Raw genomic sequence first — 13,449 nt, forward strand, 5'->3', positions numbered from 1 at the left:
TGTGGGTTGAGGTCGAGGTCGAGAGGTCGCCTTGCCCGCCCTCGGCCTCAACCCACACCCGAGGTTAAAGGAGCACGAGTATGAGCGCAGCAGAAATCACAGTGGCAAGCACCCAGTACCTTACCTTTCGGCTCGGCGACGAGACCTTCGCCCTGGACGTGGCGGAGGTGCGGGAGATCCTCGACTTCACGACGGTGACCAAGGTGCCGAGGACGCCTCCCTTCATGCGCGGCGTGATCAACCTGCGCGGCAGCGTCGTTTCGGTCATGGACCTGAGGCTCAAGTTCGGTATGAGCGCCACCGAGCAGACCGTGAACAGCTGCATCATCGTGGTCGAGCTGGAGTTGGAGGGTGACCAGGTGGTGATCGGCGTGCTGGCCGACGCCGTGCAGGAGGTGATCGACCTCGAGCCCGAGCAGATCGAGCCGGCACCCAAAATCGGCACCAGGCTCAATATGGAGTTCCTCGTCGGAATGGGCAAGCACAACGGCAGCTTCATGATGATCCTCGACCTCGACAAGATCTTCCAGGGCGCGGACCTGAATATCGACAAGGCCGCGTAAAAGGCAGGGACGAGGGACTGGGGACGAGGGGAAAACCTCTTGTCTCCAGTCTCCTTTCCACCCTATGAGCCTCAAACCGTCCGCTCGGTATCCAGCTCCCAGCTCCCAGCCCCTAGCCCCTGCCTCTCTCCTTTACTTCCCCCGCCATCTCATGTATCATGCTGGATTCATGAGAAAGACCCTGAACACGTATATTTTCAAGGAGATACCGCCCCCCTTTCTGGTCGGGATGTGCACCTTTACCTTCGTGCTCCTGATGGGGAGGTTCCTGAAACTCGCCGAGATGGTGGTGGAGAAGGGTGTCCCCTTCGCCGACGTGCTCTGGATGGTCATCTACCTGCTCCCCTCCTTCTGGCTCTTCACCATCCCGATGGCGCTTTTGCTCGCCATCCTGCTCGCCTTCGGGCGGCTCTCCGGTGACAGCGAGATCACCGCCATGAAGAGCTGCGGCATCAGCCTCTACGGGATGCTGCCGCCCCCCATGATCTTCTCCCTGTTCGCCTGCGCCGCCTGCCTGTGGGTCACCGTCTATGCCGTCCCTTGGGGCAACAGCTCGTTCAAGAAGCTCCTCATCGAAGTGGCACAGGCCAGTGCCGGGGTCGTCATCAAGGAAAAGGTCTTCAACGACGCCTTCCCGGGGATGGTGATCTACGCGGAGACCTTCACCCAGAAGGGTCAGACCATGAGCGGGATCGTGATCCACGACGAGCGCGACCCCAAGGAGCCGGCCACCATCTTCGCCAAGTCCGGTGCGCTGTTGGCCGACCCGCAGGCCCACTCGATCGAGTTCCACCTGAACAACGGCAGCATCCACCGCTCCACCGAGACCGGGAGCTACCGGATGGTCGACTTCCAGGAGTACAACCTCAGGGTCTCCCTGGCCAAGCCGGGTGGCAACCAGAACAAGAGCGAAGAGGAGATGACCCTCGAGGAGCTGATCCACCCGCCGGCGGGGCGCTACAAGCCCAAGGAACTCCTCTCGATGCAGCTCGAGTACCACAGCCGCCTCGCGCTCCCCTTTGCCTGCTTCGTCTTCACCCTGCTCGCCATGCCGCTGGGGATCCAGAACCGGCGCTCCGGCAAGGCCGCCGGCTTTTCGCTCAGCATCGGGGTGCTTTTGCTCTACTACGTGGCCCTCTCCGCCTTCAAGGCCCTGGGCGAGCGCCAGCTTTTGTCGCCGGTCGCCGCCTGCTGGGCTCCCAACCTGCTCTTCCTGATCCTGGGGGCCTACCTCTTCCACAAGACCGCCAACGAGCAGCCGCTCCCCTTGACCGAGGGCTTCGCCCGACTCGGTGCCTTCATCAAGTCGCGCTTTGCCAGGAAGGGGGCGCGATGAGGATCCTGACCCGCTACGTGGCCCAGGCCTACCTGAAGATGCTCGGGCTCTGCCTGGGGGCCTTCATCGCCATCTACCTGGTGGTCGACTTCATGGAGAAGATCGCCCGCTTCACCCGCCATGGCGCCCACTGGTACCACATCGCCGCCTTCTTCATCGCGAAGACCCCGGAGGTCGTGAGCCAGGCAGCCCCCCTTGCCGTCTTGATGGCCACCCTGCTCACCCTGGGGACCCTCTCCATGAACAGCGAGCTCACCGCCATGCGCAGCTGCGGGGTGAGCCTGTGGCGCATCAGCGCGCCCATCCTGTGCATCGCCTTTCTGGTGAGCCTCACGAGCCTGTTCGTGGGCGAGCTGGTGCTCCCGAGAAGCTACGCCGAGCGGACCTACATCCAGGAGGTGCTGATCGAGAAGAAGAGCCCGAGCATGTACTTCCGGCAGCACAACATCTGGCACCGCGAGGAGGGGGCGATCCTCAGGGCGAGCCTCTTCGACCCCTCCAGCCAGTCCCTCAAGGGGGTAACGCTCTGGCAACTGAAGGACGGCAGCGAGCCGGTACAGCGTACCGACGCCGACTCCGGCGTGCTCGGTGCCAGCGGCTGGACCCTGGTCAACGCCCAGGTGCGCGATTTCCAGGGGGGCGAGGTTACCCAGACCCGCCGCTTTCCGAGCCTCAAGGTGCCGCTCAAGCTCAAACCCGACGACCTCAAGGTGCTCGGCAAGTACTCGGACAGCATGACCATCATCGAACTCAGGCGCTACTGCGACAAGCTCAAGGCCGGCGGCTACGACCCGACCCGCTATCTGGCGCAGATGCACAGCCGCTTCTCGCTCCCCTTTGGATGCGCCATCATGTCCTTCCTCGGCATCCCCTTTGCGCTCAGGGGCGGCCGCACCAGCGGCATCGCGGTCGGGATCGGGCTCTCCCTCGGGATCGGCTTTCTCTACGTGATCGTCAACTCGGTGATCATCTCCTTCGGCCAGGTCGGGCTGCTCCCCCCGATGGTGGCGGCCTGGGCGACCAACTTCATCTTCCTCTTGGTCGGAGCCTGGCTCTCGCTCACCCTGGATCGTTGACAAGCCGAGGGCAAATGATCTAATTAAGCCTGAAGGAGGACCCTGCCCACCCCTCGGGGCGGCGGCCGTCCTCCTCGCTCGTATCGGTGCAGTATCGGTAAGTTACCCTTACAGAACCGCCACAGGGAGGGCGCACCGTGAACCGTTTTCTGACCCACATCCTCATGATTTGCCTCTGCTGCACCGTAACGGCCACCTGCTTCGGCCAGAGCGTCCCCACCGCGGCGGGGTCCCGGAAAGGAGCAGCACCTTCCGAGGCGAAGCTCCCGCCGCTCACCGTCCTCAGCATCATCCCGGCCCAAGGAGAGCCCGGCACCACGGTTACCCTCAGCGGCTCGGGGTTCACCCCCGGCACCGTCGCCTGGCTCGGCACCCAGGAGCTCCCCACCACGGTCCTCGGGCCGAAGGTGCTCAGTGTCCAGCTCCCCGAGCTCCCCGCCGGGGTCTACGCCCTGTACCTCAAGCGCGAGGACAGCGCCACGAGCCGTGCCTACAACTTCAACCTGCAGCCGGTGAAGCCGGTCGCCTCCAGCCTGCTCCCCGACACCGTCACCGTCTGCGCTTCGGGGCGCGAGCGCGAAGTGGTGTTGAGCGGCGCCAATTTCCAGCCCAACAGCAAGGTCGTCCTGGACGGTGCCGCGGTCGGCACCCGGGTGGTCTCCGGCAACGCCCTCTCCTTCCTCGCTCCGCAGCTTGCCCCGGGCCTGCACCAGGTACAGGTACTGAACCCGCCCGAGGCGCTCTCCGGCACCCTGGCGCTCTTCCTCGATTCCCGACCCGAGATCCTGGGCGTTGCCGTGGGGAGCGATTTTGTGAGCTACTACGAGCTGGTGATCACCGGGAGGAACTTCCTGCAGAACTCGGTCCTGGTGGCCGACGGCGCCCGGATCGGGACCCGCGGCCCGGCTGTGGGGGATCGGGACAACCTCGTCTACCGGGGGTGCAGCCAGATCGTCTACCAGCGCCACCCCTACGACCCGACCCCCAAGGACATCAGGCTCCAGGTGGTCAACCAGAGCGGCGAAGAGAGTAACCTCTACACCATCAGCGCACCCTGAAGGGCGGGTAAGTTCGAGTCGTTGGCTGGATGCGACCGGGCAGAGGGAAGAAAAAGCCGGGTGTTCAGCAGGTCGGACCGGAAACAAGGCAGAGGTTGAGCGGGGAACGGCTCAGGGGAGAAAACGGGAAGCACGGGGGGCTCGTGGCAGGGGTTTTACAGTCTATCCAGCTCTTGGTTGCCGATCTTGACACCACCGAGGCCTTCTACGGCGGGATCCTGGACCTGCCGGTGCAGCGCGCCCTCACCTCGTTCGGCGCACCGGAACACCTCCTGCTTTCCCTGGGAGAGACCAAGGTGATCTTCGTTGAGCAGGAAGAGGTCTCCCGGCGCCACCCAGTCCTGGAGGCGCGCCTGCAGGCCTTTCCGCTCGGGGTTGGGATGACCCTGCACGTCGAGGTCCAGGGGATCGAGGATATCTACCAGGAACTCCTCGATGAGGAACTCGAGGTGCTCTACCCGCTGGAGCTGAAACCATACGGCACCCGGGAGCTCTGGTGCTTCGATCCGGACGGCTACCTGGTGGTTCTGGAAGAAAGCATCTAGCACAGGGAAAAGGCTGTAAAAAAACCGTTGTCCGTTACGTCGAGTTCTGGCAACTCTACCTAACGAGCCAACGGTTTTTTCCGTTTCGTGCCGACTCGGCCACTTCAACCACTTAACGGCTGTATTCCCTGCTACTCCCCGAAAATCCCGGTCAGGTACCTGCTCAACACGGTGAGGTAGTTGAAGTAGATCAGGATACCCACGACCACCATCAGGATCCCCGTGAAGATCTCGAAGAGGCGGATGTGCCGCTTGAAGCGCCTGAAGAAGATCAGGAACTGGTGCATGGCGAGCGCGGCGAGGAAAAAGGGGATGGCGAGCCCCATCGAATAGGTAAGCAGCAGCCAGACCCCGCGCCCCTCGGTGGCGGCCACGGCGAGGATGGTGGCCAGGATGGGGCCGATGCAGGGGGTCCAGCCGGCGGCGAACACGACGCCGACGATGAAACTCCCCAGGTAACCCGCCGGCTTGCGGTGCAGGGTGAGCTTCTTCTCGCCCAAAAGCATGCCGATATCGAAGATTCCCGAGACGTGGATGCCGAAGATGACGATCAGGATGCCGCCGGCGCGCCTGATCCCGGTCTTGTGCTCCTGCAGGAAGTCGCCCAGAAAGCTCGCAGAGGCTCCCAGCAGGACGAAGACGCAGGTGAATCCGGCGATGAAGAGCAGCGAATGGATGATGGTCTGCCGGCGCACCTGGTGACTTGGGTGTTCGGCCTGCAGGTCGGCGAAGGAAAGCCCCGTGATGTAGGTGATATAGGAGGGGATGAGCGGCAGGACGCAGGGCGACAGAAATGACAGAAGGCCTGCCACGAAGGCGCCCACCAGGGTTATGTTGGAGCTTTCCATACCTTTACCTCCGACCGGCTGCGGTGGAGACCGCAGGGTCTATTTTTCCTTGCCCAGCTGTTCCAGCGCCGCCAGGACCTGCGGATCGCTCCAATCCATGGCGCCGACCACCTTCTTGACGATGATTCCCTTGGTGTTGACTACAAAGGTCTCGGGAACCCCGGTCGTGGCATAGAGCCTGGAGATCTTCCCCTCGGTATCCAGCAGTGCGGGGAGCACCGCGCCGCTCTTCTTGAAGAAGTCGGCGACCGCGTTTTTCCCCCCCTCGTCCACCGAGATCGCCAGCAACTGGAAGGGCTTGCCCTGCATGGCCTGGGTCATGCGCACCAGCGAGGGGATCTCCTCGCGGCAGGGGGGGCACCAGGTGGCCCAGAAATTGACCAGCACGACCTTCCCTTTCAGGGAGGAGAGCTGGACCGGGTTGCCCGCCAAGTCCTTCAGGGTGAAATCCGGGGCGGGTTTACCCTCGGCGGCAACCTCCTGGCGCTTGGTGCACCCGAAGGTGAGGCTGAGCGCCAACAACATGAGTACCACGATGCGTCCCTTCATCTACTTCCTCCCCGGCTGCGTGATTTGGTATTTTTCCATCCGGTAAATCAGGGTGTGACGCGGGATGCGCAGAAAGCGCGCCGCGGCGGTCTGGTTCCAGTCGCACCGGTTCAGCGCCTCGAGCACCACCTCCCGCTCCAGTTGCTCCAGCGAGTACCCCCCCGGCGGCAGGCGCAGCACCCCGCCTTCGGGCTTTGCCGCGGTCGCCGAGAACTTCTCCGGGAGCTCCCCGGCAGCTATCTCGTCCCCCTCGCGCATGATAAGCAGGCGCTCTACGGTATTTTCCAGCTCGCGCACGTTGCCCGGCCAGGGGTACAGCTTGAGCAGTTCCAGGGCCTCCTTGCTGAAGGTCACCGAGCTGCCGCCGAACTTGCCGCAGAAATAGCGCACCAGAAGCGGTATGTCCTCCACGCGCTCGCGCAGGGGGGGGAGCCGCAGGGGTATCACCGAGAGCCGGTAGTACAGGTCGTCGCGGAAGCGCCCCTCGCCGATCGCCTTCTCGAGGTCGGCATTGGTGGCGGCCACCACCCGGACATCGATCCGGTTCACGCTGGTGCTCCCCACCGGTTCGAGCACCCGCTCCTGAAGGACCCGCAAAAGCTTGGGCTGCAGCTCGAGCGGCAGGTCACCCACCTCGTCCAGAAAGATGGTCCCGCCGTCGGCCAGCTGGAACTTGCCTTCCTTGTCGCGGATGGCACCGGTGAAAGCACCCTTTACGTGGCCGAAGAGCTCGCTTTCCAGGAGGTCACGCGGGATCGCCGCACAGTTCACCGCGATGAAGGGGGCGCTGCGGCGCGAGCTCCCGGAATGGATGGCACGCGCCACCAGTTCCTTGCCGGTCCCCGACTCGCCGGTGATCAGCACCGTCGCCTCGGTATCGGCCACCTTGCGCACCACCGAGAACACCCCGTCCATGGCGCGCGAGGTCCCCACGATGCTCTTGAACTCGGCCCGGCCGGAAAGCTCCTCCTTCAGCAGGCGGTTTTCTTCGGAAAGCCCTTGAAGCTGCAGGGCCTTTTGCACGGTGAGTTTCAGCTCGTCGCGGTTGAAGGGTTTGGTGAGGTAGTCGAAGGCTCCGAGCTTCATCGCCTCCACGGCGGTATCGATGGCGCCGAAGGCGGTCAGCACGATGACCACGGTACCGGGAGAACGCTCCTTCACCGCGGAGAGGAGCTGAAATCCCGTCATCCCCGGCATCTTCAGGTCGGTGATCACCAGCGCCGGCGCGCGCTCCTCGAAAATCTTGAGGCCGCTCTCGCCGTCAGCCGCGGCAAAGACCTGGTACCCCTCCTGTTGCAGGTTGTACTCCAGCACGCGGCGCAGCGAGCTGTCATCGTCGATGATGAGAATTCTGGCGGTCATGGGGGTCCGGTCTAATGGAGAAAGTCGTTCCGCTACAGATCCAGATCAATTTTTAACCGATTCCGGGGATCAGGGCAACCCCTTTTATAATGAATAAACCGCTCTAGGGATTACCAGAAGGGGCGCGCTGCGCGTTGAGACGGGGGAGCGGTTTGGGCGGGACAACCGCGGTGGGGACAAAAAAAGGACCCTGCTCGAGGAACGTCGGGGTGAGCAAGGCCAACCTGCCGTGCCGGCAGGGCTGGAGCGATGGTTGGGCCGCAGCTCCGGCCCGGATCAGGTGCGTCTTACTCTGGCTCTCCGACAATAGCCGAGGTAGCTCTGGGTGAGTTCACGGGTACCGACGGCCAAGGGGAGCAGCCCTTCGTGTTTCTGCAGGGTTTCCGGCACCGAAGGGCCATCGGTGATGATGAAGTCGTTCTCGCCCAGGCAGGTCTTGGCGAAGTAACGTCCGGCGGAACTGCAAAAAACGTTGATCTGGAATACTTCCCCGTTCAGCTCCAACTCAGCCGAGTGCAGCAGCATCTCTTCGTCCATTTTCCCCTCCGGCAAACCTACATTAGAAAATTACCGTTTACACACCAGCAAAAAACACGCCAGAGCCAGCAGCAAACGCAGTCATTTTCGAGCCACCGTGGGGAAGTAGCCGACACGTCACCGGATAGTAAACGCAGGTCGTCGGAGAGAGGGCGATAATTTGAGGAAACTAATACCTAAGGCGCGGTTTTGGTGGGGAAATCGGGGCAGAGGTCGGTTAAATGACGAGGTGAGGGCTCGTCATTTAACGCGCGTCACCACGTACTCGGCCAGATCGGCCAGCGCCTCGCGGGCCGCCGACTCCGGGAAGCACTCCAGGTGTTTCCTGCACAGGGCGACATGTTCCCGGGCGGTCGCGATGGTATGCTCGATACCCCCGTAGCGCTGCACGAGGCTGAGGACCTTGGCGAAGTCCTCGTCGGAGAGGAGCTCCTTGTCGACGACGCTGGAGATGACCTCGCGTTCGTCGGCGCTGCAGTTCTGGAGGGTGTGGATGAGCGGCAAGGTGATCTTCCCCTCTTCGAGGTCGTGACCGATGCTCTTGCCGAACTGCTCCTCGCTCGCGGTGTAGTCGAGGGTGTCGTCCATCAACTGGAAGGCGATTCCCAGTTCCATGCCGTAGGCGGCGAGGGCTGCCTGCTGCTCCTGGGCGGCACCGCCCAGGATGGCACCCACCTCGCAGGCGGCCGAAAGGAGGATCGCGGTCTTGCAGCGCACCACGTCGATGAAGCGCTCCACGGTGATGTCGAGGTCGCTGGTCACCACGAGTTGCAGCACCTCGCCCTCGGCGATGATGGTGGTGGCATCGGCGAGAACCTTCAGGATGCGCAGGTCGCCGTCGCGCACCATGAGGGAGAATGACTTGGAGAACAGGAAGTCGCCGACCAACACCGACGCCTCGTTGCCCCACAGGGTGTTGGCGGAGGCGAGGCCGCGGCGCAGGTTCGCGTTGTCGACGACGTCGTCGTGCAGCAGGGTTGCCGTGTGGATGAACTCGACGACACTTGCCAGGGGAACGCTTCTGTCGCCCTGGTAGCCGCAGAGTTTGGCAGCCAGCAGCACCAGGGCCGGGCGGATTCGCTTGCCGCCGCTGGAAAGCACGTACTCGCCGACTTTGCGGATCAGGGGAACATCCGACTGCAGGTCCTTCTTGAACTGCAGTTCTACGTTTTTCAGGTCTTCCCCAATAAGGGCAAGTGCTGCATCCATAACAGGCCTCGGTTCTTTAGAAAGGCCCTCCACTAGCCGTTGCAAAACCCCGGAACAAAAGGGTTTGCGGCAAGACACGGAGGCCATATATCATTCGGGGTCGACGGGGCACTGTAGCAAATCCCGCCCTATTATTCAAGGCATTTCGACAAGGTAGAGGCTGTCGGACCCGCAGCTGGCGCCCCTTCGGGGCTGTGGGAAAGGAGGGTGCAATTGCGGCAGGTGTCGCGCCGAACTTTTTGCGCAGATCGTTTAACTGGACCAGGAGGAGTGCGGAGGGGACGCGAAGGAAGCGGCGACTGCGGGGAATGCGGAAAACGGGTTGCGGCCAAGGTTAAGGTTGAGGAGACCGGAGCTGCCACCTGGACCCGACAGGAGATCCACCGTGTCTCGACCTCAACCTTAACCTTAGCCGTAACCTGCCTCTACGCCGCCTTCTGCTCCTGCTGCAGCAGCCCGCAGCGCTTGAGTTCTTTTTCCAGCTTCACCCTGGTGATTCCCAGCGCGCGGCAGATGCTCTCGCTGTCGCAGCTGTAGCGATCCATCGCCATCAAGAGCAGCGCCTTTCTCAGGGAAACGGAAAGCTTGTCCATGACATGCTCCGTCGCGGTGGCGCTGATCAGGGTAAAAAGAGGTTGCAGATTGTTCTCGAAGAGCTTGGCGCTCTCCTCCACGTGCGGATTGCTTTCCACTTTCATAGCGTTCACCCTCACCATATTCGCGGCAATATCAGCCATATTCTCCTTGACGAAGCTCAAGGTGTCCCAATCGTTTTCCACGGTCAGCACGGCGCTAGCACCGCAATCGGCAGGGAGGCTTTTCTTGGTCAGCACCACCTCGAGCGCCCGAAACTCGTAGGCACCAGCCCGGTGAATCGTCTCTTTGCATCTGTGTCCCATGATCGCCTCCTCTTCTGGTTCTGGTAGATTGCTGCCGGTCGAGGGCTCACCGCAAAGATCGGTGTGAAGCCGCGCGGAGATGCTGCCTGTGGAGTCGCGCACCGTGTCGCATGCCGCAGTCTCCCCTGTTACAACAGCCGTACCATCCGGCGCCGGCTTTCATTATTTTTGCAACCTGCTGGATTTTCGCTCTTTTTCTCCCCCACAGGTTGATCCTTCCGAATCCCCACCCGGCTCGCAACTTGTTCACAAGGTGCACAGAGGTGGCAGAAAGTTGAAATATCAGCTGTTTTTCGGCCACTTGCAAAGATGGAGCACCTCATGAACTTAAGCAGCCTTTGAACAGCGCATCAGGGCGTCCGAACACTTGAACAAAATCTAATCTGTGTTATCATGCCCCGACGCACATGAGGGACGCGGCATCACCTTCCAGAGGGCCGAAGGCCTGCAAAGCCTGGGATCGCCTTCGCCGAATCGGCGCCGAAGGGAAGGGAGTTGCACCCAAACTACTAATGAAATAGCTTGATCCCGATACGAGTTACCCAACGTGCGGTACGGAGGAGACCATGGAAAAGTTGCAGCTTTGGGAGCGCTTCAAGGACCGGCTCTATGCAGACGCGGAAACCGGCCTGGTGCTGGATACCAGCCGGATGGACTTCCCGGCGAAGTTCTCTGCAGAGCTTGAGCCCCGGCTGCAGCAGGCCTACGCGCAGATGGCCGAACTGGAGGGTGGCGCGATCGCGAACCCCGACGAGAACCGGATGGTAGGGCACTACTGGCTGCGCGCTCCCGAACTGGCACCCACTCCGGAGCTTTCCGAGGTGATCACCGGCACACTCACCTCGGTTAAGGCGTTTGCGCATTCGGTGCACAACGGGAACATCAAGGCCCCGGACGGGGGGCGTTTTACCCGCCTTCTGGTGGTCGGCATCGGCGGATCGGCCCTGGGGCCGCAGTTCGTGGCGGACAGCCTTGGTAACGCCGGGGACCGCATGCGTCCCTACTTCTTCGACAACACCGATCCTGACGGGATGGATAGGGTCATCGCCGAGATCGGCACCGCCCTCCCGCAGACCCTGGTGGTGGTGATCTCGAAAAGCGGCGGCACCAAAGAAACCCGCAACGGGATGCTCGAGGCCCAGGCGGCCTTCCAGAGGGCGGGGCTCAACTTCGCCGCCCACGCCGTCGCCGTCACCGGAGTCGACAGCGAATTGGACCGCGCCGCATCCCAGCAGAGGTGGCTGGCCCGCTTCCCGATGTGGGATTGGGTCGGCGGGCGCACCTCGGTAACCTCAGCCGTGGGGCTTTTGCCCGCCGCGCTGCAGGGGATCGACGTGGACCGGATGCTGGAAGGTGCCCGGCGCTGCGATGCCAGCACCCGCCGCACCGCTACCAAGGAAAACCCCGCCGCCCTTTTGGCGCTCTCCTGGTTCCACGCGACCGCGGGGAAAGGGGCCAAGGACATGGTGATCCTCCCCTACAAGGATCGCCTGCTCCTCTTCTCGCGTTACCTGCAGCAGCTCATCATGGAGTCCCTGGGAAAAGAGAAGGACCTGGACGGGCAGGTGGTACTGCAAGGGATTGCCGTGTACGGCAACAAGGGGTCGACCGACCAGCACGCTTACGTCCAGCAACTGCGCGAAGGGGTTCCCAACTTCTTCGCCACCTTCATCGAAGTCCTCAAAGACCGCCCCGGCACGTCCGGCGAGGTCGAGCCCGGGGCCACCTCCGGCGACTACCTCTCCGGCTTTTTCCAGGGGACCCGGACCGCGCTCTACGAAAGCGGGCGCGAGTCGATCACCATCACCGTGCCCGAGGTGACCCCCTTCACCGTAGGTGTGCTGATCGCCCTTTACGAGCGGGCCGTCGGGCTCTACGCCTCACTCATCAACGTGAACGCCTACCACCAGCCCGGTGTCGAAGCCGGCAAGAAAGCTGCCGGCACCGTACTCAAGCTGCAGGGCGAGATCCTGGAATTGATGCGGAGCCAGCAAAGCCGCGCCTTCACCTGCGAGGAGTGCGCGCTCGCCCTGGCGCGCCCCGAGGAAGTGGAGACGGTCTTCCTCATCCTGCGGCACCTGGCTGCCAATCCCGACCACGGTGTGCATATGGTGAGCGCCGACAAGCCGTGGGAGAGCCGGTTCCAGTTGAGAGCGGTTGCTCGGTAACGCCGTTTTTTGTTGCCAAGCCGCCCGGCTTCCGGTATTGGAAAGGTGGGTTGAGGTTTCAGCTGTTTAGGCGCACCGCCCGCGCGGTTTGCGCAGTTCGATAGAAGGGACCGGCACCTGAGGCGCCGGTCCTTTTGTTTTGGGAAATTTGCCTGACCGGAATGACAACTCCACCGACACGAGGAATTCAATGAAGCCAATCGATTTGAGAAGTGATACGGTCACCCGCCCCTCCGAGGAAATGCTGAAGGTCATGGCACAGGCCGAAGTGGGCGACGACGTCTACGGCGAGGACCCGACGGTAAATCGACTCCAGGAGTTAGCGGCCGGGATGCTCGGCAAGGAAGCCGCGCTCTTTGTCCCCAGCGGCACCATGAGCAACCTCCTTTCGCTTTTGACCCACTGCGGCCGCGGCGACGAGTACATCGCCGGCCAGGACGCCCACATCTACCGCTGGGAGGGTGGCGGCGGTGCCATCTTCGGCGGCATTCAGCCCCAGCCGCTTGACTTCGAGCCCGACGGCACCCTCGACCTCGGCAGGGTCTCCCGCGCCGTGAAATCCCCCGATCACCACCACGCGGTGACCCGGCTCCTTTGCCTGGAGAACACCCAGGGGGGCCGCGTGCTGCCGCTTCCCTACCTGGCAGAGGCCGAGCGCTGCGCCCGCAGCCACGGCCTTTCCCTGCACCTGGACGGCGCCCGCATTTTCAACGCCGCCGTACACCAGGGAGTGCCGGTTACCGAGATCGCCAAGCACTTCGATACCGTCTCCGTCTGCCTCTCCAAAGGCTTGGGCGCGCCAGTCGGCTCCGTCTTGTGCGGCAGCGCCGCCTTCATCGACCGCGCACACCGCTGGCGCAAGGTAGCCGGCGGCGGCATGAGGCAGGCCGGTATCCTGGCCGCAGCAGGGATCTACGCCCTGAAGCACAACGTGGAGCGCCTGGCCGAGGATCACAGAAACGCCCAAGCCTTGGCGGGCGGACTTGCCAGCATCAAAGGTCTGAGCGTCACCCCCGCCAACACCAACATCCTCTTCGTCACCCCTCCGGCGGGAACGGCAGCCAAACTGCGCGACGAACTGGGGCGCCAGGGGATTTTTTTGGGCGGCGGCGACTGCATCCGCCTGGTCACCCACCTCGACGTGAGCGCCGCAGACGTCGAGCGCACCATTGCAGCATTCAGGAAATTCTTGAACTGACGCACCTAACCGGGTCGGCTGTCATAGCCCCAGGACCTTACGATGGTGTCGCAGGGGCGAATAATTATCCGCTCCTACAATTGATTTTGTGGCAAAGGAGG

13 protein-coding genes are annotated in these 13,449 nt (G+C 62.7%); 7 read left to right on the top strand and 6 right to left on the bottom strand.

The annotated features are described in order from the left end of the window. The first annotated feature begins 80 nt into the window (after positions 1-80). From GMST_RS15885 to GMST_RS15905, 5 genes are all read left to right on the top strand, one after another. Positions 81-563, top strand: coding sequence for a chemotaxis protein CheW (locus tag GMST_RS15885; protein ID WP_183355677.1), 483 nt, complete (start codon positions 81-83; stop codon positions 561-563). 169 nt (positions 564-732) lie between these two features. Then, entirely contained in the window at positions 733-1,899 is a 1,167-nt protein-coding gene (lptF, locus tag GMST_RS15890) for an LPS export ABC transporter permease LptF (RefSeq protein ID WP_183355678.1), read from the top strand. Further along, positions 1,896-2,975 carry an LPS export ABC transporter permease LptG gene (gene lptG, locus GMST_RS15895; protein ID WP_183355679.1) on the top strand — a complete coding sequence of 360 codons (1,080 nt, stop codon included), beginning with the start codon at positions 1,896-1,898 and terminating at the stop codon, positions 2,973-2,975. The genes lptF and lptG overlap by 4 nt, the downstream gene beginning before the upstream one ends. A gap of 137 nt (positions 2,976-3,112) precedes the next feature. Then, positions 3,113-4,033: a choice-of-anchor Z repeating domain-containing protein gene (locus GMST_RS15900; RefSeq protein ID WP_246399755.1), complete on the top strand. Its 921-nt coding sequence runs from the start codon at positions 3,113-3,115 to the stop codon at positions 4,031-4,033. A 143-nt stretch (positions 4,034-4,176) separates the two neighbouring features. Continuing rightward, positions 4,177-4,578 carry a VOC family protein gene (locus tag GMST_RS15905; RefSeq protein ID WP_183355680.1) on the top strand — a complete coding sequence of 134 codons (402 nt, stop codon included), beginning with the start codon at positions 4,177-4,179 and terminating at the stop codon, positions 4,576-4,578. Between the two features lie 131 nt (positions 4,579-4,709). Here the strand turns inward: GMST_RS15905 and GMST_RS15910 are convergent, their stop codons facing one another. The 6 genes from GMST_RS15910 to GMST_RS15935 form a co-directional block, all read right to left on the bottom strand. Beyond that, on the bottom strand, positions 4,710-5,426 hold the full coding sequence (locus GMST_RS15910; protein ID WP_183355681.1) for a cytochrome c biogenesis CcdA family protein: 717 nt from the start codon (positions 5,424-5,426) through the stop codon (positions 4,710-4,712). Positions 5,427-5,465: 39 nt separating this feature from the next. Next, the gene (locus GMST_RS15915; protein WP_183355682.1) at positions 5,466-5,975 is read right to left on the bottom strand and encodes a TlpA disulfide reductase family protein; all 510 of its coding nucleotides are present in this window, start codon (positions 5,973-5,975) and stop codon (positions 5,466-5,468) included. Further along, entirely contained in the window at positions 5,976-7,337 is a 1,362-nt protein-coding gene (locus tag GMST_RS15920; protein WP_183355683.1) for a sigma-54-dependent transcriptional regulator, read from the bottom strand. Positions 7,338-7,613: 276 nt separating this feature from the next. After that, positions 7,614-7,874 (bottom strand): hypothetical protein, encoded by a 261-nt coding sequence (locus tag GMST_RS15925; protein WP_183355684.1) that lies wholly within the window; start codon positions 7,872-7,874, stop codon positions 7,614-7,616. Between the two features lie 240 nt (positions 7,875-8,114). After that, positions 8,115-9,083, bottom strand: a complete 969-nt coding sequence (locus GMST_RS15930) for a polyprenyl synthetase family protein (RefSeq protein ID WP_183355685.1) — start codon at positions 9,081-9,083, stop codon at positions 8,115-8,117. Between the two features lie 425 nt (positions 9,084-9,508). Beyond that, a complete protein-coding gene (locus GMST_RS15935) occupies positions 9,509-9,982 on the bottom strand; it encodes a hypothetical protein (protein WP_183355686.1) in 474 nt (157 codons plus the stop codon). 566 nt (positions 9,983-10,548) lie between these two features. On the opposite strand from GMST_RS15935, the gene GMST_RS15940 reads away from it, so the two are divergent. After that, a complete protein-coding gene (locus GMST_RS15940; RefSeq protein WP_183355687.1) occupies positions 10,549-12,150 on the top strand; it encodes a glucose-6-phosphate isomerase in 1,602 nt (533 codons plus the stop codon). Between the two features lie 190 nt (positions 12,151-12,340). Next, positions 12,341-13,348 (top strand): low-specificity L-threonine aldolase, encoded by a 1,008-nt coding sequence (gene ltaE / locus GMST_RS15945; RefSeq protein ID WP_183355688.1) that lies wholly within the window; start codon positions 12,341-12,343, stop codon positions 13,346-13,348. Positions 13,349-13,449 lie beyond the last annotated feature (101 nt).

The sequence above is a fragment of the Geomonas silvestris genome, assembly GCF_014193515.1.
Classification (GTDB): Bacteria; Desulfobacterota; Desulfuromonadia; order Geobacterales; family Geobacteraceae; genus Geomonas; species Geomonas silvestris.

Excerpts from the sequence above, each read along its gene's own strand:
- GMST_RS15885 (WP_183355677.1), top strand. The coding sequence starts at position 81 with ATGAGCGCAGCAGAAATCACAGTGGCAAGCACCCAGTACCTTACCTTT.
- lptF (WP_183355678.1), top strand. The coding sequence starts at position 733 with ATGAGAAAGACCCTGAACACGTATATTTTCAAGGAGATACCGCCCCCC.
- lptG (WP_183355679.1), top strand. The coding sequence starts at position 1,896 with ATGAGGATCCTGACCCGCTACGTGGCCCAGGCCTACCTGAAGATGCTC.
- GMST_RS15910 (WP_183355681.1), bottom strand. The coding sequence starts at position 5,426 with ATGGAAAGCTCCAACATAACCCTGGTGGGCGCCTTCGTGGCAGGCCTT.
- GMST_RS15915 (WP_183355682.1), bottom strand. The coding sequence starts at position 5,975 with ATGAAGGGACGCATCGTGGTACTCATGTTGTTGGCGCTCAGCCTCACC.
- GMST_RS15920 (WP_183355683.1), bottom strand. The coding sequence starts at position 7,337 with ATGACCGCCAGAATTCTCATCATCGACGATGACAGCTCGCTGCGCCGC.
- GMST_RS15925 (WP_183355684.1), bottom strand. The coding sequence starts at position 7,874 with ATGGACGAAGAGATGCTGCTGCACTCGGCTGAGTTGGAGCTGAACGGG.
- GMST_RS15930 (WP_183355685.1), bottom strand. The coding sequence starts at position 9,083 with ATGGATGCAGCACTTGCCCTTATTGGGGAAGACCTGAAAAACGTAGAA.
- GMST_RS15935 (WP_183355686.1), bottom strand. The coding sequence starts at position 9,982 with ATGGGACACAGATGCAAAGAGACGATTCACCGGGCTGGTGCCTACGAG.
- GMST_RS15940 (WP_183355687.1), top strand. The coding sequence starts at position 10,549 with ATGGAAAAGTTGCAGCTTTGGGAGCGCTTCAAGGACCGGCTCTATGCA.
- ltaE (WP_183355688.1), top strand. The coding sequence starts at position 12,341 with ATGAAGCCAATCGATTTGAGAAGTGATACGGTCACCCGCCCCTCCGAG.